The sequence below is a fragment of the Staphylococcus sp. 231237_7MaSpsaltlick genome, assembly GCF_043107035.1.
The window spans coordinates 13,930-38,321 of the sequence record NZ_JBICNX010000030.1; the positions used below are offsets into that span (position 1 = coordinate 13,930).

General features: G+C 35.4%; 21 protein-coding genes, 8 tRNA genes and 1 rRNA gene. All 30 read left to right on the forward strand.

Features of this window, described 5'->3' with window-relative positions; all coding sequences use genetic code 11:
- Positions 1 to 17 precede the first annotated feature (17 nt).
- The 30 genes from ACF91D_RS26760 (at position 18) to ACF91D_RS26905 (ending at position 24,226) form a co-directional block, all read left to right on the forward strand.
- Positions 18 to 392 (forward strand): RidA family protein, encoded by a 375-nt coding sequence (locus ACF91D_RS26760; protein WP_042739980.1) that lies wholly within the window; start codon positions 18 to 20, stop codon positions 390 to 392.
- Positions 393 to 456: 64 nt separating this feature from the next.
- Positions 457 to 768, forward strand: a complete 312-nt coding sequence (spoVG, locus tag ACF91D_RS26765; protein ID WP_042739981.1) for a septation regulator SpoVG — start codon at positions 457 to 459, stop codon at positions 766 to 768.
- 480 nt (positions 769 to 1,248) lie between these two features.
- The gene (gene glmU / locus ACF91D_RS26770) at positions 1,249 to 2,604 is read left to right on the forward strand and encodes a bifunctional UDP-N-acetylglucosamine diphosphorylase/glucosamine-1-phosphate N-acetyltransferase GlmU (RefSeq protein WP_042739982.1); all 1,356 of its coding nucleotides are present in this window, start codon (positions 1,249 to 1,251) and stop codon (positions 2,602 to 2,604) included.
- A gap of 154 nt (positions 2,605 to 2,758) precedes the next feature.
- Entirely contained in the window at positions 2,759 to 3,724 is a 966-nt protein-coding gene (locus ACF91D_RS26775) for a ribose-phosphate diphosphokinase (RefSeq protein ID WP_042739983.1), read from the forward strand.
- Between the two features lie 133 nt (positions 3,725 to 3,857).
- Positions 3,858 to 4,514, forward strand: a complete 657-nt coding sequence (locus tag ACF91D_RS26780) for a 50S ribosomal protein L25/general stress protein Ctc (RefSeq protein ID WP_042739984.1) — start codon at positions 3,858 to 3,860, stop codon at positions 4,512 to 4,514.
- A 200-nt stretch (positions 4,515 to 4,714) separates the two neighbouring features.
- On the forward strand, positions 4,715 to 5,287 hold the full coding sequence (gene pth / locus ACF91D_RS26785) for an aminoacyl-tRNA hydrolase (protein ID WP_107590274.1): 573 nt from the start codon (positions 4,715 to 4,717) through the stop codon (positions 5,285 to 5,287).
- A complete protein-coding gene (mfd, locus tag ACF91D_RS26790) occupies positions 5,284 to 8,799 on the forward strand; it encodes a transcription-repair coupling factor (protein WP_107511985.1) in 3,516 nt (1,171 codons plus the stop codon). The genes pth and mfd overlap by 4 nt, the downstream gene beginning before the upstream one ends.
- Positions 8,786 to 10,327 (forward strand): polysaccharide biosynthesis protein, encoded by a 1,542-nt coding sequence (locus ACF91D_RS26795; RefSeq protein WP_107590273.1) that lies wholly within the window; start codon positions 8,786 to 8,788, stop codon positions 10,325 to 10,327. Before mfd ends, ACF91D_RS26795 begins: the two co-directional genes overlap by 14 nt.
- Positions 10,327 to 11,520, forward strand: coding sequence for a MazG nucleotide pyrophosphohydrolase domain-containing protein (locus tag ACF91D_RS26800; RefSeq protein WP_107590272.1), 1,194 nt, complete (start codon positions 10,327 to 10,329; stop codon positions 11,518 to 11,520). Before ACF91D_RS26795 ends, ACF91D_RS26800 begins: the two co-directional genes overlap by 1 nt.
- Complete coding sequence (locus ACF91D_RS26805; protein WP_042739989.1) at positions 11,517 to 11,780, forward strand: RNA-binding S4 domain-containing protein; 264 nt, start codon at positions 11,517 to 11,519, stop codon at positions 11,778 to 11,780. Before ACF91D_RS26800 ends, ACF91D_RS26805 begins: the two co-directional genes overlap by 4 nt.
- A gap of 19 nt (positions 11,781 to 11,799) precedes the next feature.
- Entirely contained in the window at positions 11,800 to 12,198 is a 399-nt protein-coding gene (locus ACF91D_RS26810) for an FtsB family cell division protein (protein ID WP_042740000.1), read from the forward strand.
- Positions 12,199 to 12,298: 100 nt separating this feature from the next.
- Positions 12,299 to 12,697: a S1 domain-containing RNA-binding protein gene (locus ACF91D_RS26815; RefSeq protein ID WP_042739990.1), complete on the forward strand. Its 399-nt coding sequence runs from the start codon at positions 12,299 to 12,301 to the stop codon at positions 12,695 to 12,697.
- A 190-nt stretch (positions 12,698 to 12,887) separates the two neighbouring features.
- A complete protein-coding gene (gene tilS / locus ACF91D_RS26820) occupies positions 12,888 to 14,177 on the forward strand; it encodes a tRNA lysidine(34) synthetase TilS (RefSeq protein ID WP_107527131.1) in 1,290 nt (429 codons plus the stop codon).
- A gap of 2 nt (positions 14,178 to 14,179) precedes the next feature.
- Entirely contained in the window at positions 14,180 to 14,716 is a 537-nt protein-coding gene (hpt, locus tag ACF91D_RS26825; protein WP_042739992.1) for a hypoxanthine phosphoribosyltransferase, read from the forward strand.
- 321 nt (positions 14,717 to 15,037) lie between these two features.
- Positions 15,038 to 17,122 carry an ATP-dependent zinc metalloprotease FtsH gene (gene ftsH / locus ACF91D_RS26830; RefSeq protein WP_042739993.1) on the forward strand — a complete coding sequence of 695 codons (2,085 nt, stop codon included), beginning with the start codon at positions 15,038 to 15,040 and terminating at the stop codon, positions 17,120 to 17,122.
- A gap of 210 nt (positions 17,123 to 17,332) precedes the next feature.
- Positions 17,333 to 18,214: an Hsp33 family molecular chaperone HslO gene (gene hslO / locus ACF91D_RS26835; RefSeq protein ID WP_042739994.1), complete on the forward strand. Its 882-nt coding sequence runs from the start codon at positions 17,333 to 17,335 to the stop codon at positions 18,212 to 18,214.
- A gap of 156 nt (positions 18,215 to 18,370) precedes the next feature.
- Positions 18,371 to 19,306 (forward strand): cysteine synthase A, encoded by a 936-nt coding sequence (cysK, locus tag ACF91D_RS26840; RefSeq protein ID WP_042739995.1) that lies wholly within the window; start codon positions 18,371 to 18,373, stop codon positions 19,304 to 19,306.
- A 215-nt stretch (positions 19,307 to 19,521) separates the two neighbouring features.
- Positions 19,522 to 20,334, forward strand: coding sequence for a dihydropteroate synthase (folP, locus tag ACF91D_RS26845; protein WP_107590271.1), 813 nt, complete (start codon positions 19,522 to 19,524; stop codon positions 20,332 to 20,334).
- Positions 20,303 to 20,668 (forward strand): dihydroneopterin aldolase, encoded by a 366-nt coding sequence (gene folB, locus ACF91D_RS26850; RefSeq protein ID WP_042739997.1) that lies wholly within the window; start codon positions 20,303 to 20,305, stop codon positions 20,666 to 20,668. The genes folP and folB overlap by 32 nt, the downstream gene beginning before the upstream one ends.
- On the forward strand, positions 20,668 to 21,147 hold the full coding sequence (folK, locus tag ACF91D_RS26855) for a 2-amino-4-hydroxy-6-hydroxymethyldihydropteridine diphosphokinase (RefSeq protein ID WP_392438025.1): 480 nt from the start codon (positions 20,668 to 20,670) through the stop codon (positions 21,145 to 21,147). Before folB ends, folK begins: the two co-directional genes overlap by 1 nt.
- Before the next feature lie 256 nt (positions 21,148 to 21,403).
- Entirely contained in the window at positions 21,404 to 22,891 is a 1,488-nt protein-coding gene (gene lysS / locus ACF91D_RS26860) for a lysine--tRNA ligase (RefSeq protein ID WP_042739999.1), read from the forward strand.
- 494 nt (positions 22,892 to 23,385) lie between these two features.
- Positions 23,386 to 23,500 (forward strand): 5S ribosomal RNA (rrf, locus tag ACF91D_RS26865).
- A 13-nt stretch (positions 23,501 to 23,513) separates the two neighbouring features.
- Positions 23,514 to 23,589: transfer RNA gene (locus ACF91D_RS26870), tRNA-Val, on the forward strand.
- 12 nt (positions 23,590 to 23,601) lie between these two features.
- Positions 23,602 to 23,677: transfer RNA gene (locus ACF91D_RS26875), tRNA-Thr, on the forward strand.
- 6 nt (positions 23,678 to 23,683) lie between these two features.
- Positions 23,684 to 23,756 (forward strand) — tRNA-Lys (locus ACF91D_RS26880).
- A 14-nt stretch (positions 23,757 to 23,770) separates the two neighbouring features.
- A tRNA-Gly gene (locus ACF91D_RS26885) sits at positions 23,771 to 23,845 on the forward strand.
- 10 nt (positions 23,846 to 23,855) lie between these two features.
- Positions 23,856 to 23,944: transfer RNA gene (locus ACF91D_RS26890), tRNA-Leu, on the forward strand.
- Between the two features lie 13 nt (positions 23,945 to 23,957).
- Positions 23,958 to 24,034: transfer RNA gene (locus ACF91D_RS26895), tRNA-Arg, on the forward strand.
- A 28-nt stretch (positions 24,035 to 24,062) separates the two neighbouring features.
- Positions 24,063 to 24,136 (forward strand) — tRNA-Pro (locus tag ACF91D_RS26900).
- Between the two features lie 14 nt (positions 24,137 to 24,150).
- A tRNA-Ala gene (locus ACF91D_RS26905) sits at positions 24,151 to 24,226 on the forward strand.
- Positions 24,227 to 24,392: the final 166 nt, after the last annotated feature.

Below are 24,392 nucleotides of genomic sequence, written 5' to 3' on the forward strand. Positions count from 1 at the left end.
GGAGCGGTTACGGCATCATGAACACAATTAATACACAAAAGGCGCCTGAAGCATTGGGGCCATACTCACATGCAACTGAAATTAATGGTTTGGTATTTACATCAGGACAAATCCCATTAAATTTAAATGGTGAAATTGTCAGTGACGATGTTAAAGAACAGACTACACAAGTATTAGAAAATTTAAAAGTTGTATTAGATGAAGCTGGATCTGATTTAGATTCAGTCATTAAAGCTACAATTTTTATTGCTGATATGAATGAATTTCAAAATATAAATGAAGTTTATGGCAAGTACTTTGACACACATCAACCAGCGAGAAGCTGTGTTGAGGTAGCGAGATTACCTAAAGATGTTAAAGTAGAAATTGAATTAATAGCAAAAGTAAAATAAGGAAATATAATTTTTAATGCAATTGTTAAGCTTCTAACAAAGAGATACTAGGGGGGCTCACTACATGAAAGTGACAGATGTAAGACTTAGAAAAATACAAACAGATGGAAGAATGAAAGCACTTGTATCAATTACTTTAGATGAATCATTTGTCGTGCATGATTTACGTGTAATTGAAGGCAACACAGGTCTTTTCGTCGCAATGCCAAGTAAGCGTACACCAGATGGTGAATTCCGAGATATCGCGCATCCAATCAACTCAGAAATGAGACAAGAAATTCAAGATGCAGTGATGAAAGTATATGATGAAACGGATGAAGTCATTCCAGATAGGAATGCACAAGCTTCGTCTGAAGATTCAAATGAGGAAGCTTAATATTTAAAACAATTTGAGATGTGGTATAGTGATTAATATCATAAAAAAAGAAGGTGGAATTGTTCTTAATTGAACAATTTCATCTTCTTTTTTGTTACAACAGATAAATATTATTTTTGAAATAAATTATAAAATGTAAAGGTGACAAAAAAATAAAAAATTAACAAGAAATATATTAATGAATGTATTTTTACTGTATTTACTTAGCTAATTTGAATAATTAGGCGACATAAATAGCTAGTAGTAGAAATTTTGAGAAATAAATGAATGCATATCAACATGAAAATGAACATGCTTTCATAAATTAGATAAAACGTTTTCCCAAATCATAAAAGATGACAATTTAACTGTGAATTATTTTTAATTTAGTGCAAGAAAAAGTGTCTATTATTTAATATCGATGCTTTGAGCCTTGAAAGTGGTACTAGCGTTAAATTATAATAATAAGGAAGTGTATATTTTAATGGAGGGTTAACATACATGCAAAGACATGCAATCGTACTCGCAGCCGGTAAGGGTACACGTATGAAATCAAAGAAATACAAAGTATTACATGAAGTTGCAGGTAAATCTATGATTGAACATGTTGTTGACAATGTAAGACAATCAGGAGTCGAACAACTTGTAACAATCGTTGGTCATGGCGCAGAAAGTGTCAAAGCAACGTTAGGTAATGATTCACTTTATAGCTTTCAAGAAGAACAATTAGGTACTGCACATGCAGTTAAAATGGCAAGTGAGCATTTGGAAGATAAACAAGGGACAACATTAGTCGTTTGTGGTGATACGCCATTAATCACACAACAAACATTGGAAGCACTCATAACTCATCATGAGACAAATCAAGCACAAGCTACAGTTCTATCTGCTACAGCATCAAATCCATTTGGTTATGGGCGTATAGTTAGAGATGCAAATAATCATTTGGTTAAAATCGTAGAACAAAAGGATGCTACCATAGAAGAACAGCAAATAAATGAGATTAGTTCTGGTATCTTTGCTTTTGATAATCAAACTTTATTTGACAAGCTAGCAAAAGTAAAAAATGATAATGCACAAGGTGAATACTATTTACCTGATGTATTGTCGCTTATTTTAGATGATCAAGGTGTAGTTGAAGTCCATCATACGAATGACTTTGATGAAATTATGGGTGTGAATGATCGCGTTATGTTAAGTGAAGCGGAGCAAGCTTTTCGTAAACGTATCAATACATTTCACATGCGTAATGGGGTAACAATCATCGACCCTGCAACGACTTATATTGGCGCAGATGTAATTATAGGAGAAGATACAATTATTGAACCAGGCGTAAAATTAGCTGGCAAGACTGTAATCGGTTCCGATGTAAGCATTGGTCAATATTCTGAAATAACGAATAGTCAAGTTGGAGCAAATGTAACTATTAAACAATCAGTAATTAACGAAGCAACGATTGCGGACGAAGTGACGATCGGTCCGTTTGCACAATTGCGTCCAGGTGCTGACCTAGGGCACAAAGTTAAAGTCGGCAACTTTGTAGAAGTTAAGAAATCTGTAGTAAAAGAAGGTGCAAAACTGCCACACTTGAGCTATATCGGAGACGCAGAAATTGGTGCGCGTACCAATGTCGGTTGTGGTTCTATTACTGTGAACTATGACGGCGTCAACAAGTTTAAAACAATTATAGGCAATGATTCGTTCATCGGCTGTAATACAAACTTAGTGGCACCAGTTACATTAGGAGATCGCTCGTTTATTGCGGCGGGTTCCACAATTACGGACAATGTTCCGGAAGATAGTTTGGCTCTTGCAAGATCTAAACAAACGACAAAAGAAGGCTATCTAAAAAAATAAATGTGCATTGTTTAGAAAAAATGATGTAATCTGTTAAGTTTAAGATAACGTAATGTAAAAATACCAAAACTTGCAGACTCATGTTGAGAGAAAATTTAAATTTTGCCATATACGTAAATAAAACTAATTGAACGAATTAATTGGAGGACTATAAATGTTAAACAATGAGTATAAGAATTCTGCTTTGAAAATATTTTCTTTGAAAGGTAATGAACCGTTAGCCCAAGAAGTAGCAGATAAAGTTGGAATCGAACTAGGAAAATGTTCAGTGAAACGCTTTAGTGATGGTGAAATTCAAATTAATATCGAAGAAAGTATCCGTGGTTGCGATGTGTTTATCATTCAACCAACATCATATCCTGTTAACCTACATTTAATGGAATTACTTATTATGATAGATGCATGTAAACGTGCTTCTGCTGCAAATATCAATATTGTGGTACCATACTATGGCTACGCTAGACAAGATAGAAAAGCAAGAAGTCGTGAGCCAATTACTGCTAAGTTAGTTGCAAACTTAATTGAAACAGCTGGTGCAGATAGAATGATCGCACTTGATTTACATGCACCTCAAATTCAAGGTTTCTTCGATATGCCAATCGACCACTTAATGGGTGTTCCAATTTTGGCAGAACACTTTAAGAATGAAACAAATATTGATTTAGAGGAATGTGTTGTTGTATCTCCAGACCATGGTGGTGTAACAAGAGCGCGTAAACTTGCAGACATCTTGAAAACACCAATCGCTATTATCGATAAACGTAGACCGAAGCCAAACGTAGCAGAAGTGATGAATATAGTTGGTGATATTCAAGGCAGAACAGCTATTATTATCGATGATATTATCGATACTGCTGGTACAATTACATTAGCTGCACAAGCGTTAAAAGACAAAGGTGCGAAGGAAGTTTATGCTTGTTGTACGCACCCTGTACTTTCTGGTCCTGCCAAAGAGCGTATTGAAAATTCAGCAATTAAAGAATTAGTTGTTACAAATTCTATTCAATTAGAAGATAGCCGCAAACCAAGTAACACAAAAGAATTATCTGTAGCTGGTTTATTAGCACAAGCAATTATTAGAGTTTACGAACGCGAATCAGTTAGTGTGCTATTTGACTAAATATTACAATAACGGTATAATAGTTCCGTTCGTGATTAGACGAACAAAATAAACACTTGCAAGCAACATGGCGTTGATGGGCAAGTGAGGGGCTCTATTTGATAGAGCAGATGATGAAAGGTGGAAAATGAATATGGCTTCATTAAAGTCAATTATTCGTCAAGGTAAGCAAACACGTGCAGACCTTAAAGCATTAAGAAATATCGGTAAAGTACCAGCTGTTGTTTACGGTTTCGGTACTAAAAACACTTCAGTTAAAGTTGATGAAGTTGAATTCATCAAAGTTATCCGTGAAGTTGGTCGTAACGGTGTTATCGAATTAGGCGTAGGTTCTAAAACTATCAAAGTTATGGTTTCAGACTACCAATTCGACCCACTTAAAAACCAAATCACTCACATCGACTTCTTAGCTATCAACATGAGCGAAGAACGTACTGTTGAAGTACCAGTACACTTAGTTGGTGAAGCAGCTGGCGCTAAAGAAGGCGGCGTTGTTGAACAACCATTATTCAACCTTGAAGTAACAGCTACTCCAGATAACATTCCTGAAGCTATCGAAGTAGATATTACAGAATTAGAAATCAACGACAGCTTAGCTGTTGAAGATATCAAAGTTTCTGGTGACTTCACAATTGAAAACGAAGCTACTGATTCAGTAGTTACTGTTGTTCCTCCAACTGAAGAACCTACAGAAGAAGAAATCGAAGCAATGGAAGGCGAATCAGAAACTGAAGAGCCAGCTGTTGTTGGTGAAGAAGACGAAGAAACAGAAGAAAAAGAAGAAGAATAATTCGAACTTTTATATTCTGAATAATCGTTGTCATCTAGACATCATATTGAATATGGAAAAGCACCATGCTTAATACGTTAAGCAGGTGCTTTTTTATGTTATTATAGTGATTGATACTAGAAAAATGTAGAGTCTTTGCTTTACAAATGACTACTTAATTATTTGTATTTCAAAGGTATAGTAAAAATGGAGGTAACTTGATGAAGTGTATTGTAGGCTTAGGTAATATTGGGAAACGTTTTGAATTAACAAGACACAATATTGGCTTTGAAGTTATAGATTATCTTTTAGAACGTAATCAATTTATGCTAGATAAACAAAAGTTTAAAGGCGCGTATACAATTGAACGCATCGCTGGTGAAAAGGTAATGTTTATTGAACCCTTAACATTAATGAATTTATCTGGTGAAGCGGTAGGACCATTAATGAAATATTATGATATCGACATAGATGACTTACTTGTGTTATATGATGATCTGGATTTACCACAAGGTGAGATACGCTTACGACAAAAGGGGAGTGCAGGTGGACATAATGGCATGAAGTCAATTATACAAGCCTTAGGCACTGATCAATTTAAACGTATTCGTATAGGCGTGGATCGCCCTTCAAATGGTATGGCAATTGTTGATTATGTGTTACAAAGATTTTCAGATCAAGAAATGAAAACAATGAATAAAGTAATAGAACATTCTGCACGTGCAGTTGAAGCATTTATTGAAACATCTCGCTTTGATAACGTGATGAATGAATATAATGGTGAAGTAAATTGAAATCGATAATTACAGAATATATAAATGAAGACAAACGTTATCAAGAACTTAATGAAGTGTTCGGTAAGGAAAATGTCCTCGTTACCGGCTTATCTTCGGCTGCTAAAGCAACAATTATATCTGAGAAATATTTGAATAGCTCTAAGCAGTTATTAGTTGTTACAAATAACTTGTATCAAGCAGATAAGTTGGAAAATGACTTGTTACAATTTGTTGATGCAGAGCATATTTATAAATATCCATTGCAAGATATCATGACCGAAGAATTCTCAACACAAAGCCCTCAATTTATGAGTGAACGTGTACGTACATTAACGGCACTTGCTCAAGAAAAGAGAGGCTTATTTATCGTACCATTAAACGGATTGAAAAAATGGTTGACGCCTGTAGATATGTGGCAAGCACATCAAATGTCGCTCTCTGTAGGAGATGACATTGATATTGATGCGTTATTAAATAAACTAGTAAACATGGGCTATCGTAGGGAAAGTGTCGTGTCGCATATAGGAGAATTCTCATTACGCGGTGGTATTATCGATATTTATCCACTGATAGGTGACCCAGTAAGAATAGAACTCTTTGATACTGAAATCGATTCAATTCGTGATTTTGACGTTGAGACTCAACGTTCAGAGTCTAATTTAGAAAGTGTAGAAATCACAACTGCGAGTGACTATATCATTACTGATGAAGTGATTAGTCACACAAAGCAAAAGTTAAAAGAAGCCTATGAAATGACAAGGCCTAAAATAGACAAAGCAGTACGTAATGATTTGAAAGAAACATATGAAAGTTTCAAATTATTTGAAGACTCATTATTTGATCATCAAGTCTTACGACGATTGGTTGCGTTTATGTATGAGTCTCCTGCTACGATTATGGATTACTTCAAATCTGATGCAATTATAGCAGTGGATGAATTTAATAGAGTCAAAGAAACAGAGACGACATTAACGACAGAAGTAGATGAATTTATTCAAAATTTAATTGAAAGTGGTAAAGGATTTATCGGTCAAACTTTCTTAGCTTATGATGGTTTTGAAACATTGTTGAAGCGTCATCCAGTAACTTACTTTACGTTATTTACTGCAACGATGTCAGTGCCAATTCAAAGTATTATTAAGTTCTCGTGTAAACCAGTGCAACAATTTTATGGTCAGTACGATATTATGCGTTCAGAATTCCAACGTTATATCAAAAATGACTATACTGTAGTGGTTTTAGCAGAAACGGAAGTGAAAAAAGAGCGAATTCAGTCAATGCTAAATGAAATGCATATTCCGACTTTTGTAGATACTGTGAGTGATAACCATCAAACGGGAAGCGCAATCATTACAGAAGGCAGCTTGTCTGAAGGCTTTGAATTACCATATATGCAACTTGTCGTTGTAACAGAGCGAGAATTGTTTAAATCCAAGCAAAAAAAGAAACCGAAGCAACAGAAAACGTTAACGAATGCAGAAAAAATCAAATCATATCAAGACCTAAAGGTCGGTGACTATATTGTCCATGTACACCATGGTGTTGGTCGTTATTTGGGTGTAGAAACACTTGAAGTTGCAGGTGTTCATAAGGACTATATCAAATTGCAATATAAGGGGACGGATCAACTCTTTGTACCTGTAGACCAAATGGATCAAGTTCAGAAATATGTTGCCTCAGAAGATAAATCACCTAAGTTAAATAAATTAGGTGGAACAGAATGGAAAAAAACAAAAGCCAAAGTACAACAAAGTGTTGAAGATATAGCTGATGAGCTTATCGAATTATATAAAGAACGTGAAATGTCTGTTGGTTATAAATACGGACCAGACACAGCAGAACAAAATGATTTTGAATTAGATTTCCCTTATGAGTTAACACCCGATCAAAGTAAATCAATCGATGAAATTAAAGGTGACATGGAAGTTGAAAAGCCAATGGATAGATTACTTTGTGGTGACGTAGGTTATGGTAAGACAGAAGTAGCAGTTCGTGCAGCGTTTAAAGCAGTAATGGAAGGTAAGCAAGTTGCATTTTTAGTACCTACGACTATTTTGGCGCAGCAACACTATGAAACATTGATAGAGCGTATGCAAGATTTTCCAGTCGAAATTCAATTAATCAGTAGATTTAGAACTACAAAGGAAATTAAAGAAACGAAAGAGGGATTGAAGTCTGGCTTTGTAGATATCGTAGTAGGTACACATAAACTGCTAGGTAAGGATATCCATTATAAAGACTTAGGCTTGTTAATTGTCGATGAGGAACAGCGCTTTGGCGTTAGACATAAAGAACGTATCAAGACATTAAAAACTAATGTAGATGTTTTAACTTTAACGGCAACGCCAATTCCAAGAACCTTACACATGAGTATGTTAGGTGTTAGAGACTTATCGGTAATTGAGACACCACCTGAAAATCGCTTCCCTGTGCAAACATATGTCTTAGAACAAAATGCTAACTTTATTAAAGAAGCTTTAGAACGAGAGGTTTCTAGAGAAGGACAAGTATTCTATTTATACAATAAAGTGCAGTCTATATATGAGAAACGCGAACAATTACAGATGCTTATGCCGGACGCTAATATTGGAGTGGCCCATGGTCAGATGAGTGAACGTGATTTAGAAGAAACAATGTTAGGATTCATTAATCATGAATACGACATTCTTGTGACGACGACGATTATTGAAACAGGCGTAGATGTACCAAATGCTAATACATTAATCATAGAAGATGCTGATCGCTTTGGATTGAGCCAGTTATATCAATTGAGAGGTAGAGTTGGACGTTCTAGTCGTATAGGTTATGCGTACTTTTTACATCCTACGAATAAAGTTTTGACAGAGTCAGCAGAAGAGCGTTTGCAAGCAATTAAAGAGTTTACAGAACTAGGTTCTGGTTTCAAAATTGCAATGCGCGATTTAAATATTCGAGGCGCGGGTAATCTTCTAGGTAAACAACAGCACGGCTTTATTGATTCTGTCGGCTTTGACTTATACTCACAAATGTTAGAAGAAGCAGTAAATGAAAAACGAGGAATTACTGAAGAACAAGCAGATGCACCAGAAGTTGAAATAGAATTGAATATCGATGCGTATTTACCGGCAGAATATATTCAAAATGAACAAGCTAAGATAGAAATATATAAGAAATTACGTAAAATTGAGACCGAAGCACAATTAATGGACGTTAAAGACGAATTAATAGATCGCTTTAATGAATATCCAGTTGAAGTGGAACGTTTATTAGATATGATGGAAATTAAGGTTCATGCCCTACATGCTGGTGTTACATTGATCAAGGATACTGGCAAGCAAGTCGAAGTGTATATGTCTGAAAAGGGAACGACTGAAATCAATGGTGAGAGCCTATTTAAACATACACAACCACTTGGACGAGCGATGAAAGTAGGTGTCCAAGATGGTAAAATGAAGGTGACACTAAATAAAACTAAGACTTGGCTCGAAAATTTAAAATTCTTAGCTAAATGTATTGAAGAAAGTATGGAATTTGCTGATGAAGCAGAATAAGCAACATGAAACGCAACGTACTGCATTTAATGGTGTTGTAGTTCTAACAGTAGCACTCATTATAGTTAAAGTATTGAGTGCAATTTATCGCATACCTTATCAAAATATATTAGGTGATGAAGGTTTATATGCATATCAACAAATATATCCAATTGTTGCATTAGGCGTTATATTGACAATGAATGCCATTCCTAGTGCTGTGACTCAGACGTTTGGCTCATCAGGCAAGGATAAGCAATACACGAATGTATTGTTTGTCTTGCAAATTTTCAGCGGTATATTTTTTATTATGTTATTAATCAGTGCCAAATGGATAGCGATATTGATGGGAGATGCAAATTTAGCACCCATGTTGAGAGCAGCAAGCTTTAGTTATCTGTTTGTCGGTGTGTTAGGCGTGCTGAGAGGTTATTATCAAGCGCAACATGAGATGAATATACCAGCGATGTCACAAGTGATTGAGCAAGTTGTCCGGGTCGGTATTATTATGATTGCCGTATTGCTATATTTGTTGCAACATTGGTCAATCTATCAGTCAGGCATGTTAGCAATCGCAGGTTCGGCAGCTGGCTTTCTAGCATCGAGTTTATTTTTAATGCAGAAAAGACCTTTCAAAGTTGTGAAACGCAAAGCTGATATAGCGTGGAAACAGTTGAGTATTGCGATTGTCGTTTTTGCTGTCAGTCAGTTAATCGTTATTGTTTGGCAAGTGGTGGATAGTTTTACTGTGCTGCATGCACTTATGCATACTGGTTTAGACTTTCAGGATGCTGCTACTCAAAAAGGAATCTATGATCGCGGTGCCTCGTTTATTCAAATGGGATTGATTGTGACTACGACGTTTAGCTTTGTACTCATTCCATTATTGACAGAAGCGATAAAGGAACAACAGCATGTGTTAATCAATCGCTATGCAAATGCATCGATAAAAATAACAGTCCTTATTAGTGTTGCTGCAGGTATCGGTTTGATAAATTTATTGCCATTAATGAATAGTGTGTTTTTTAAATATGACAGCTTAACCGGAACATTGGCTATATATATGTTGACGGTAATCTGTGTATCTTTGATCATGATAGATATTGCGTTATTACAAGTTAGACAAAAGGTGAAATCAGTGTTTATCGCATTTATAATTGGGATTATATGCAAAGCGTTGTTAAACATCCTATTAATTCCACAATTATTGATGTTAGGCGGTAGTGTAAGTACTGTACTCTCACTCATTGTATTTGTAATATTATTACATTACCAAGTATTAAAGCATTATAAATTTCAATCAATGACTCAATTTGTACTAAAGTTAATTGCAACAATGGTCTTGTTAACTGTAGCTGTACAATGTACATTATTTGTCATTTCTACTGATTCACGTATCGGTGGTCTCATCGAATTGCTAATTGCAGCGATGGTAGGAATTGGTGTCATTATATTGGCAATTGTGCAAATGCAATTGTTGAGCTATAGAGAGTTAAAACATTTGCCATTTGGAGATAAGGTTTATCATATGAAGAGAGGGAAACGTTAATGACACAACATATTACGATTGTAGGTCTAGGAAACTATGGTTTAGATGACTTGCCTTTAGGTATTTATAAATTTTTGAAAAATCATCCTCGAGTATTTACTAGAACATTAGAACACCCAGTTATTGCGTCTTTACAAGATGAAGGTATCGAATTTCAAGGTTTTGATGCTGTTTATGAAAATAATACAACTTTCGATGATGTTTACGATACAATTGTGAATCAATTGTTAGAAGCGAGTAAAAATGAAACGATTGTTTATACTGTGCCAGGGCATCCTAGAGTTGCGGAAACGACAACTTCTAAATTAGAAGCCTATGCAGCAACACATGATAATATTGAAGTAGAAATTTTAGGCGGAAAAAGTTTTATCGATGATATATTTGAAGCGGTAAAAATAGATCCAAACGACGGTTTTACTATGCTTGATGCTACTTCAATCAAGGCTAATCAATTAAATGGTCGTAATCATACACTCATTACGCAAGTATATAGCGCAATGGTTGCTGGCGATTTGAAAGTGACATTAATGGAACGTTATCAAGATGAACATATCGTATATATAGTAGATGGTGCTAAGGGGAATGAAGCACAAGTTACTGCAGTGCCGCTTTACGAATTGGATCATGAAGAGGCACGATTTACAAACCTAACAAGTGTCTTCCTTCCTAGATTAACGCAAGATAGCGAATACTATAGTGACTTCTACTTTGCAACTGAAATTATTGAACAATTAGTAGATGATGAACACGGTTGTCCTTGGGATAAAGAACAAACGCATCAATCATTAAAGCGTTATTTATTGGAAGAAACATTTGAGTTGTTTGAAGCTATAGATAATGAAGATGATTGGCATATGATCGAAGAATTGGGCGACATTCTGTTGCAAGTACTACTACATGCAAGTATTGGTAAGAAGTCTGGATATTTTGATATTAACGAAATCGTTGAGAGTTTATCGGCTAAAATGATTCGCAGACACCCACATATTTTTGCTGATGAAGAGGCCAATAACATAGAAGATTTAAAGCAAATTTGGTCAACAGCGAAATCAAAAGAGGGTAAAGTTGATAGAGTGAAGTTTGAAAAAGTATTTGCAGAGCATTTCTTGAAGATGTATGATAAAACCAAAAATAAGACACTTTATGAGGCAGCTTTAAAAAATATTTTAGAGCAAGGAGGAGACGAAATATGAGATTAGACAAATATCTCAAAGTATCTAGACTAGTTAAACGTAGAACACTGGCGAAAGAAATCAGTGACCAAGGACGCATAACTGTAAACGGTTCAGTTGCCAAAGCAGGTACTGACGTAAAGGAAACAGATGAATTAGTGATTCGTTTTGGTCAAAAAATAGTGACTGTCAAAGTAACAGGACTTAGTGAACATGCTACAAAAGAAAATGCAAAGGGCATGTATGAAATTATTAAAGAAGAAAAAGTCAGTGAAAATTAAAAAAGGTGGTGACAAGCAAATGAGTAAAAAGGTTGAACAAATAGGTAATACGTATACCTCTGCAGAAAATAGAAAAAAACAACAACAAAGAATGAGAAATCGCGTTGTGCGTAAACGTGTGACATTCTTTGGTGGCATATTGTTAGCTATTATCATCATTTTGTCCATAATGCTTGTCACTCAAATTCAGAGTAACAATGACGATGCAGTAGAACGTCAACAAAAGGAACAAAAATACCAAAAGCAACAAGATGAAGAATTAGCGTTAAAAGAGAAATTAAATAATCTAAATGATAAAAGTTATATAGAAAAAATTGCACGCGATGATTATTATTTAAGTAATGATGGCGAAGTTGTATTTAAGTTGCCTGGGGATAAAAGTACAGGCCAAGAAAAATCGTCTAAAGAAGATAAATAAGAAAATTTATTTTTTTGAATCATAATACCATTGTTAAATTGTGTAAACAGGCATATAATAAAGTTAAAATCGAAACGAATCGGGAGGATTTATTTACACTATGTCAATCGAAGTAGGAAACAAGCTTAAAGGTAAAGTCACTGGAATTAAAAAGTTTGGCGCGTTTGTCGAACTTCCTGAAGGGAAAAGTGGCTTAGTTCACATAAGTGAGGTTGCGGATAATTACGTAGAAAACGTAGAAGATCATTTAACTGTCGGAGATGAAGTTGAAGTTAAAGTATTGTCAATCGCTGATGATGGAAAGATTAGTCTTTCAATTAAAAAAGCAAAAGATCGTCCTCGTAAACCTCAAAGTAAACCAAGTTATAAACAACCACAACAAAAAGCAGAAGATTTTGAGAAGAAATTAACTAACTTTTTGAAAGACAGTGAAGATAAGTTAACTTCTATTAAACGTCAAACAGAATCTAGACGTGGTGGAAAAGGCGCTAAGCGCTAATCGTTATAGAATATAAAGGCTGTTTCAAGGAAATATAGAAGGTTGTTGGAAATAAGCTTGTAAGATATAAATAAGTTTGTCGCTATCAATCAAAGACTGTTTTCTTATTTGAGGAAACAGTCTCTTTTTTATTGTATAGTTAATTGTACTGTAGGCGTAGTTTATTATTTATGTGAGTGAGGTGGAAAATGTGGAAGTGAATACAAATGCATGGCATAGTGATAGCCATATTGTGCTAGCGATTTCCACAGGCGTGGATAGTATGGTGTTATTACATCAACTGTTGACCAACTATCGTCAAACCTATCGCCAAATTACATGTTTACATGTTAATCACGGAATAAGAACAGCTGCTAAAACAGAACAGTCATTTATGCAACGTTATTGTAAGCAACATGGTGTTGACTTATTTGTGCATGAATTAGATTTATCCCATGTCATTGCAGCAGGTAATAGTATAGAAAATGAGGCACGTACATTGCGATATGCATGGTTTGATCAAATGATGGAAGAACTTGAAGCGGATGTGTTACTTACTGCACATCACTTAGATGATCAGATTGAAACGATATTTTATCGGATTATGACCGGACGTTCTACGAGAAGTAAGTTGGGTATGGATGAATGTATTCTTAGAAAGAATTATGTACTTGCTAAACCCTTGTTAGCGGTATCTAAATCAGAAATCCGAACTTATCAGCATGAACAACACGTACCATTTTTTGAAGATGAAACAAATCAAGATAATCAATATGTCAGAAACGACATCCGTAATCGTTTATTGCCAGCAATAGATGAAAATAGACAATTGTCGACACAACAATTGCTGAAATTAAAAGCTTGGCATGATGAACAATTGAATGTAATACATCAAGAAGCAGATCACTTTATATTAAATAAGGTTAAAGCAGAGACAAACAATCATGAAATACATTTTTCTAGAAGTGAATTTTTAAAATTGCGACATACTGTTAAAATAGTTGTATTAGATAAATTAATTGATAAATTAGCGTTAGAACAACCGATATCTGAAAAGATGTATGAATCATGGCTAACACAAATAGCAAGTAACCATGCACAATGCACATTATACACTACAGATAAATGGATAATTCATATCGCTTATGATAAATTTATCTTAATGGCTAATTATGAACAAGCGCTTTCTCAGATAAAGGTCAATCAACCAGGCACATATACTTTTAGTCGCTATAATATTGAGATTCAAGCTGACTTACCACAAGATGAATTTCCATTAACTATAAGAACAAGACAAGTTGGCGATAAATATGAATTGAATGGTAGCACTGGGCATAAAAAGGTGAGCAGGTTATTTATTGATGAGAAAATAATACAACGACAACGTGAAGAAATGCCTGTAATAGTTACTGCCGATGAAGAAATAATTGCAGTTGGGACTTTGTTTTTAAAGCAAAAATATAATGAATTAATATCAATAAGTAATATGGGAGAGGAATAACAATGCGTGATGATTTGAAAGAAATATTATTAAGTGAAGAAGATATTAACCAAATTTGTAAAGATTTGGGCGAACAAATTACAAAGGATTATCAAGGAAAGCCATTAGTTTGTATCGGAATATTGAAAGGGTCAGTCATGTTTATGGCAGACTTGATCAAACGAATTGATACACACTTGGCAATTGATTTTATGGATGTTTCAAGTTATCACGGTGGTACAGAATCGACAGGTGAAGTTCAAATTTTAAAAGATTTAGGTTCTTCAATAGAAAATAAAGATGTATTAATTATCGAAGATATCTTAGAAACAGGTACTACATTAAAGTCAATCACAGAATTATTGCAGTCACGACGCGTAAATTCATTAGAAATCGTGACGCTGTTAGATAAGCCTAACCGCCGTAAAGCAAATATCGAAGCTAAATATGTCGGTAAAAAAATTCCTGATGAATTTGTTGTTGGTTATGGTTTGGATTATGCTGAGCATTATAGAAACTTGCCATATATTGGTACACTAAAGCCTGAAGTTTACTCATAAGCATAAGCAACTAAATTTATTCAATTACAAAGTTATTGTATACTATAATTTCTAACCTAATAAAATTGTCTAATATTAATCAATTGAAAATTTATTAATATAAAACGGATTTTGGTTAATATATTATGACAATTGATACGATATAATATAAGTATTTTAAGTTAGTAGTTTTAGTTGATGTTTATGGGGAAATAATTTAAAAATTAAACTAAAACAGCATGGATTGTAAACGACGCGCAAAAGTTGAAATACTAGCCTTTGGCAGACGCGTTATGTTACAATTTTTGTTAGTTTTATTATTGAAGTAGGAGGAAACGACGCATGCAGAAGGCCTTTCGTAATGTGCTAGTTATTGCAATCATTGGCGTTATTATATTCGGCTTGTTTTCGTGGCTCAACGGCAATGGAAATATGCCAAAGCAACTTACATATAACCAATTTGTAAAGCAGTTAGATAAAGGTGATCTTAAGACACTTGAAATCCAACCAGAACAAAATGTCTATATGGTAAGCGGTAAAACGAAAAAAGGTGAAGATTATTCTTCAACTATTTTATATAACAATGATAAAGAACTTGAAAAAATAACTGATAAAGCACAAAGTCAAGATGGATTGAAATTTACAGTTAAAGAAGAAGAAAAACAAAGCGTGTTTGTTAGTATTTTAACAACGCTCATTCCAGTATTAATAATTGCTCTTTTATTTATTTTCTTCCTTAGCCAAGCTCAAGGTGGCGGCGGCGGTGGCGGTCGTATGATGAACTTTGGTAAATCCAAAGCTAAAATGTACGACAGTCAGAAAAAACGTGTACGCTTCTCTGATGTAGCAGGTGCAGATGAAGAAAAACAAGAGTTAGTTGAAATTGTAGACTTCTTAAAAGATAATAAGCAATTTAAGCAAATGGGATCACGCATACCTAAAGGTGTGTTATTAGTTGGCCCTCCTGGTACAGGTAAAACATTACTTGCGCGAGCAGTAGCTGGTGAAGCTGGCACACCGTTCTTCTCAATTAGTGGTTCTGACTTTGTTGAGATGTTTGTCGGTGTCGGTGCGAGCCGTGTACGTGATTTATTTGAAAATGCTAAGAAAAATGCACCATGTATCATTTTCATTGATGAGATTGATGCAGTAGGTCGTCAACGTGGTGCTGGTGTTGGTGGGGGTCACGATGAACGTGAACAAACACTTAACCAATTACTTGTTGAAATGGATGGTTTCGGTGAGAATGAAGGTATCATAATGATTGCTGCAACGAACCGACCAGATATTCTTGACCCTGCATTATTACGTCCAGGTCGTTTTGACAGACAAATTCAAGTTGGACGTCCAGATGTTAAAGGTCGTGAAGCAATTCTTCATGTACATTCTAAGAATAAACCATTAGATGAGACAGTAGACTTGAAAGCCATTTCTCAAAGAACGCCAGGGTTCTCTGGTGCAGATTTAGAAAACTTACTTAACGAAGCATCATTAATTGCAGTGCGTGAAGGTAAGAAGAAAATTGACATGCGTGATATTGAAGAAGCAACAGACCGTGTAATCGCTGGTCCTGCTAAGAAATCGCGTGTTATTTCTAAGAAAGAACGTAATATTGTAGCCCATCATGAAGCTGGTCACACAATTATTGGTATGGTACTAGACGAAGCAGAAGTCGTGCATAAAGTTACAATCGTACCACGTGGTCAAGCTGGTGGTTATGCAATGATGTTACCTAAGCAAGATAGATTCTTGATGACTGAACCAGAATTATTAGATAAGATTTGTGGTCTGCTAGGTGGTCGTGTATCTGAAGATATTAACTTTAATGAAGTATCAACAGGTGCATCAAATGACTTTGAACGTGCAACGCAAATCGCACGTCAAATGGTTACTGAATATGGTATGAGTAAGAAACTTGGTCCAATTCAGTTCTCTAGTAGCAGTAATGGTCAAGTATTCCTTGGTAAAGATATGCAAGGTGAACCAGAATATTCTGGACAAATTGCTTATGAAATTGATAAAGAGGTACAACGTATCATCAAAGAACAATATGATCGTTGTAAAGATATCTTGCTAGAACACAAATCACAATTGAAGTTGATTGCTGAATCATTATTAACTGAAGAAACTTTAGTTGCTGAACAAATCCATTCATTATTCTACGATGGTGTATTACCTGAAGTAGATTATGACAGTGCTGAGGTAGTTAATAAAGAAGACTCTGAATTCAAAGACGGAAAATACGGTAAATCATATGAGGATGTTCGTAAAGAGCAATCATTAAATGATGTAAGTAAAGATAACCGTCAAGAAGATGAAGAAGACGATAATGAAGGTGATCGTGATACAACTGGACACGAACAATCACCAAATATCGACAAACCTAGCAATCCAAGTGATCCTAACGATCCAAGTAACAGAAATTAATGACTGAACAAAGACGTCTCTTTTTGCTATCATAGTGGATAGTAGAAAGAGGCGTTTTATTATTACTTGAAATAGAAAATATTTTGCGTAAACAAATATTTAGCATTTTTTAAGGTGAACCAGTAAAATAAATTGAACTAAAATATGAAATGAACACAATGTGTGCAATATCGCAATGACACATGAGCAAATAAAAGGAGAAATGATGTAATGACGAAAGATTATATTGTGAAAGCATTAGCTTTTGGAGGACAAATACGTGCGTATAGTGCGCTGACAACAGAAAGTGTGCAAGAAGCTCAAACGCGACATTATACATGGCCGACAGCTTCAGCTGCACTTGGTAGAACAATGACAGCTACATTAATGATGGGAGCAATGTTAAAAGGGAACCAAAAACTTACTGTAACAGTAGATGGCCAAGGGCCAATTGGTAAAATTATTGCCGATGCAGATGCCAAAGGAAATGTAAGGGGTTATGTAACAAACCCACAAACTCACTTTCCGCTAAATGATATCGGTAAGTTAGATGTACGAAGAGCAGTAGGGACAGAAGGTGCGTTAACTGTAGTTAAAGATGTCGGTATGAAAGATTACTTTTCTGGATCTAGTCCAATTGTATCTGGAGAATTAGGTGAGGACTTCACTTATTATTTTGCTAAGAGTGAACAAACACCTTCCTCTGTTGGTCTAGGTGTACTCGTTAATCCTGATAATTCAATTAAAGCTGCTGGCGGCTTTATATTACAAGTAATGCCTGGTGCAGAAGATGCGACTATAACTAAATTAGAAGACGCGATTAATAATATGACACCAGTGTCTAAACTTATTGATCAAGGACTCACACCTGAAGAATTACTTTTTGAAATTTTAGGTGAAGAAAATGTACAAATATTAGAGAATGTACCAGCTCAATTCGAATGTAATTGCGGTCATGATAAATTTTTAACTGCAATTAAAGGTTTAGGTGAAGCAGAAATTATTAGTATGATTAACGAAGACCATGGTGCAGAAGCAGAATGTCATTTTTGTAGAACGAAGTATAATTTTACAGAAAATGAATTAGAAGCATTGCTGGAAAATAAAAATTAATTGCTGTCATATAGGGCTTGGTAGGTTTTTAAAGTAAAGTGAAATAATAAAATTAAGGTTTCATAGTTGTATTTACAGAAAAATCTGATAAAATATATACTATATCCGATAAAAAAAGTATGCATTTGAACTTTTTAACGAAAAGGAGCTTTACTAATGACAAACAACAAACCAGTAAATAATATTGTAGAAGTTATCGGTAATACACCGGTAGTTAAATTAAACAACGTTGTAGATGAGAATTCAGCAGACGTTTATGTAAAACTTGAATATCAAAATCCAGGTGGATCAGTAAAAGATCGTATCGCATTAGCAATGATTGAAGAAGCTGAAAAAGCTGGCAAAATTAAACCAGGTGACACTATCGTTGAACCAACAAGTGGTAACACAGGAATCGGTTTAGCATTTGTATGTGCAGCAAAAGGTTATAAAGCAGTCTTTACAATGCCTGAGACAATGAGTCAAGAACGCCGCAACTTATTAAAAGCATATGGTGCTGAATTAGTGTTAACGCCAGGTTCAGAAGCAATGAAAGGTGCAATCAAGAAAGCCAAAGAACTTAAAGAAGAGTTTGGTTACTTTGAACCACAACAATTCGAGAACCCAGCAAATCCTCGTGTCCATGAGTTAACAACTGGTCCTGAATTAGTTGAGCAATTTGAAGGAAAAACAATCGATGCATTCTTAGCAGGTGTAGGTACTGGCGGAACATTAAGTGGTGCTGGTAAAGTCTTAAAAGAAAAATATCCTGATATCAATTTAGTAGCTATTGAACCAGAAGATTCACCAGTATTAAGTGGTGGAGAACCTGGACCGCATAAATTACAAGGTTTAGGTGCTGGTTTCGTACCTGACACATTAAACACAAATATCTATGACGAAATTATTAAAGTAGGTAATGAAATTGCTATGGAAACTTCACGCAAAGTTGCTAAAGAAGAAGGTATTTTAGGTGGTATTTCTTCAGGGGCAGCGATTTACGCAGCAATTCAAAAAGCCAAAGAATTAGGAAAAGGTAAAACAGTTGTTACTGTATTACCTAGTAACGGTGAACGTTACCTTTCAACACCTTTATATTCTTTCGAAGACTAGAATTAATTTAGGTGTAATTACCGGCCACATTGAGATGTGTGTGCCGGTTTTTTTGTGTGCTAATGTGCATAAGAGAATAGAAATGAATATAAATTATATCAAAGACCCGCATTTGAGTATTCGACACTGAAAAAATAGACAATAAACGTTATTATAGAAACGTACAAGATAAATATCGACTTTTAACAATTAGTAGTGAAAGGAAGTAATCAACTATGACACGGACAAAAATAATGGGTATATTAAATGTGACTCCAGATTCTTTCTCGGATGGGGGTAAATATAATACCGTAGAAAGTGCGGTACAAAGAGCAAAAGAAATGATATCAGAAGGTGTTGATATCATAGATATAGGTGGTATATCCACACGTCCGGGTTATGAAGAAATAACGGTTGATGAAGAAATGCAACGCGTAATTCCAGTAGTGAAAGCATTGACTAAACTTGATGTGAAGCTCTCTGTTGATACATACCGTAGTGAAGTAGCGGAAGCAGTAATGGATTTAGGTGTTGAGATGATCAATGATCAATGGGCTGGTATTTATGATGAGCGTATATTTGATGTTGTGGCAAAGTATCATGGTGAGATTGTGTTGATGCATAATGGAGATGGTAATCGAACTGAACCTGTAATGGAAGAAATGTTGGTTTATTTGTTAAAACAAGCTAATAAAGCAGAATTGAAAGGCATTCCTCAACATAAAATATGGATTGACCCGGGTATTGGTTTTGCTAAAACACGTATAGAAGAACGTGAAGTAATGTCGCGCTTAGATGAACTGGTAGCAACAGATTATCCGGTATTGCTTGCTACCAGTAGAAAAAGGTTTATTAAGGAAATGATAGGCACAGAAACGACGCCAACTGAACGAGATGAGGCGACAGCAGCAACTACAGCCTATGGTATAATGAAAGGCGTAAAAGCAGTTAGAGTGCACAATGTTCAGTTGAATGCACGTATTAGTCACAGTATGGATTACTTAAAGGAGAATGACGATGAGCGATACAATATTTCTGAACGGTCTTAAATTTTATGGTTATCATGGTGCATTACCTGCTGAAAATGAAATCGGGCAAATTTTTATTGTAGATATTACTCTAAAGGTAGACTTGAAACCAGCTGGTGAATCAGATCAAGTAACGGATACAGTACACTATGGTGAAGTATTTGAAGATGTAAAGGCTATCATGGAAGGGGAGCCTGTAAATTTATTAGAGCATCTAGCTGAACGTATTGCAAAACGTATAAATTCACACTATAATCGTGTAATGGAAACGAAAGTTAGAATCACTAAAGAGAATCCACCTATCCCTGGTCATTATGATGGTGTCGGGATTGAAATAGTGAGGGAGAATCGCTAATGATTAACGCTTATTTAGGTTTAGGTAGTAATGTAGGAGATAGGGCAGCGCAATTAGATGAGGCAATTCGTATTTTGAATGCGACTAATGGTATTACAGTTACTAAAGTCTCGCCAATATATGAAACAGATCCAGTTGGTTATGTTGAGCAACCGCAATTTTTAAACCTTTGTTTAGAGATTCAAACTTCATTAACTGCACAAGCATTATTGCAAGTATGCATGGAAACAGAACAACAACTACATCGTGTTAGAGAAATCCATTGGGGACCTAGAACATTAGATGTAGATATCTTATTATACGGAAATCATATAATAGATGAAGCAGATTTGGTCGTCCCACACCCACGTATGCTCGAACGTGCTTTCGTATTAATTCCTTTAAATGATATTGCGTCAGATATAGTCGAACCAAACTCTAATGAGAAGATAGGGAATTTAGTACATACAGACGATTCAGTTAAGCTGTATAAAGATTGAGCAGTTTTCAATTGAGGAATAAGTTGAAATTACTTTATTACATTCGCATCGTCTAGTAGAATTAAATGGTGAAAAGGTTGCGTTATAAAATGCGCAAAAATGTCTAATAGCATTTTAATAGTGATTATGTTATTGGTAAATTAAGTAAAATGCCCAACCAAGCTACAAGTGAATGATAATTGATACATTTCATGGTTTTTAAATTGAAAGCAAAACTATAAAAAAGTAGAACAAGAAGCATAAAGGAGAGACAGTTATGTCAGAAGAAATGAATGACCAAATGCAGGTCCGCCGCCAAAAATTACAAGAATTATTCGATTTAGGTATTGATCCCTTTGGTCAAAAATTTGAACGTACTGCTATGGCAGAACCATTGCATACAGATTGGGATCAATTTTCTAAAGAAGAATTACAAGAAAAAGAAGACGATAGTCATGTTACGATTGCAGGCCGTTTAATGACAAAACGTGGAAAAGGTAAAGCTGGATTTGCGCATGTTCAAGATTTATCAGGTCAAATTCAAATTTATGTAAGAAAAGACCAAGTTGGAGAAGAACAGTTCGAATTATGGAACGCTGCTGACCTTGGAGATATCGTCGGTGTTGAAGGTGTTATGTTTAAAACAAATACTGGGGAATTATCAGTTAAAGCGAAATCATTTACGCTTTTAACTAAATCTCTACGTCCATTGCCAGATAAATTCCATGGCTTACAAGACATAGAACAACGTTATCGTCAACGCTATTTAGATTTAATTACAAATCAAGATAGTACACAAACTTTTATTAATCGTAGTAAAATTTTGCAAGAAATGCGTAACTATTTAAATAAAGAAGGATTCTTAGAAGTTGAAACACCAATGATGCATCAAATTGCTGGTGGTGCTGCTGCACGTCCATTCGTAACACATCATAACGCCCTAGATGCAACATTATATATGCGAATTGCGATTGAATTGCATCTTAAACGTTTAATTGTTGGTGGCCTTGAAAAAGTATATGAAATTGGACGTGTGTTCCGTAATGAAGGCGTATCAACTCGACATAATCCAGAATTTACAATGATTGAGTTATATGAAGCATATGCTGATTACCATGATATTATGGATTTAACAGAAAATATGATTAGACATATCTCTGAAAAAGTGTTGGGAACTGCTAAAGTTCAATACGGAGAAGAAACAATTGATTTAGAATCTAAATGGAGACGCGTGCATATGGCTGATGCAGTTAAAGATGCAACAGGCGTAGATTTCTTCGCAGTGAAAACAGACGAAGAGGCTAAAAACTTAGCTAAAGAGCATGGTGTTGAAATCACAGATAATATGAAATATGGTCACATTCTTAATGAATTCTTTGAACAAAAAGTAGAAGAAACATTAATACAACCAACATTCATCTACGGTCATCCAATCGAGATTTCGCCATTAGCGAAGAAAAATCCAGAAGATCCAAGATTTACTGATAGATTTGAATTATTCATCGTTGGTAGAGAACATGGTAATGCATTCACTGAATTGAATGACCCAATAGATCAAAGAGCGCGTTTTGAAGCTCAATTAGTAGAGAAAGAACAAGGTAATGATGAAGCACATGAAATGGATGAAGATTTCATCGAAGCATTAGAATACGGTATGCCTCCAACAGGTGGACTAGGTATTGGTATTGATAGATTAGTAATGCTATTAACTGACTCAGCATCTATCAGAGATGTATTATTATTCCCTTATATGAGACAGAAATAGAAAGTACAATAAAATTATAGAAACAATTAAAAGAGGTTGGCCGGAGTATATTTACCACGGTCAACCTTTTACTATTTAAAAAGTAATTAAGAAATATGATAAATAAGAACATTACATTTGAAAATTTCCAAGTTGACCCAGTAATAATTTGCGTAATAAGATACAAATAGGTAATATAAGACTAATAAAATAGAAAACTATACCAAAAAAGGTGTGGCATATAGTGTATTCCTGTGATAAACTTATTCAAGTCGAGTTGAGATGACGAAGATAGTAATGACCGGTTGCAAATACAATGTATTTTCTTTATAATAATTTTTCGAAAAAGTATTGACTTGTAATCAGAAATGAAGTAATATAAAAAAGTCGTCAAAAACGACTGGTTGATATTGAGAGCTTTGTAAAGCGTTTGTAAATAAAATATCAACACAGTGTAAAATTGACCATTGCATTTATTAAATAAACAATGTATTATTGGTTAAGTAAGTTAATTGTCTGGTGGCAATAGCAAAGAGGTCACACCTGTTCCCATGCCGAACACAGAAGTTAAGCTCTTTAGCGCCGATGGTAGTCGGACTTACGTTCCGCAAGAGTAGGACGTTGCCAGGCTTTATAACATAACGGAGGATTAGCTCAGCTGGGAGAGCATCTGCCTTACAAGCAGAGGGTCGGCGGTTCGAACCCGTCATCCTCCACCATTCAAATGAATAGCCGGCCTAGCTCAATTGGTAGAGCAACTGACTTGTAATCAGTAGGTTGGGGGTTCAAGTCCTCTGGCCGGCACCATTTCATGAGCCATTAGCTCAGTTGGTAGAGCATCTGACTTTTAATCAGAGGGTCAGAGGTTCGAATCCTCTATGGCTCATCCAGTTTCACTTTGCAGAAGTAGTTCAGCGGTAGAATACAACCTTGCCAAGGTTGGGGTCGCGGGTTCGAATCCCGTCTTCTGCTCCATTATTTTTTTGCCGGGGTGGCGGAACTGGCAGACGCACAGGACTTAAAATCCTGCGGTGAGAGATCACCGTACCGGTTCGATTCCGGTCCTCGGCACCATATTTTTTAAATAGCGCCTGTAGCTCAACTGGATAGAGTGCTTGACTACGGATCAAGAGGTTATGGGTTCGACTCCTATCGGGCGCGCCATTTTAAAATTAATCACCACTTAAATATACGGGAAGTAGCTCAGCTTGGTAGAGCACTTGGTTTGGGACCAAGGGGTCGCAGGTTCGAATCCTGTCTTCCCGACTCTTTTAAAAAATGGGGGCTTAGCTCAGATGGGAGAGCGCCTGCTTTGCACGCAGGAGGTCAGCGGTTCGATCCCGCTAGTCTCCACCATATTTTTTAATTATTCAAATGAACATTGAAAACTGAATCGCAATATGTCAACGTTAATTCCGAACACAACGATAATCGTTGGTTCAAAAAAACGTGTTAATGATAACACAAATTAGTATTTTATGAGCTAATCAAACATCATAATTTTTTATGGAGAGTTTGATCC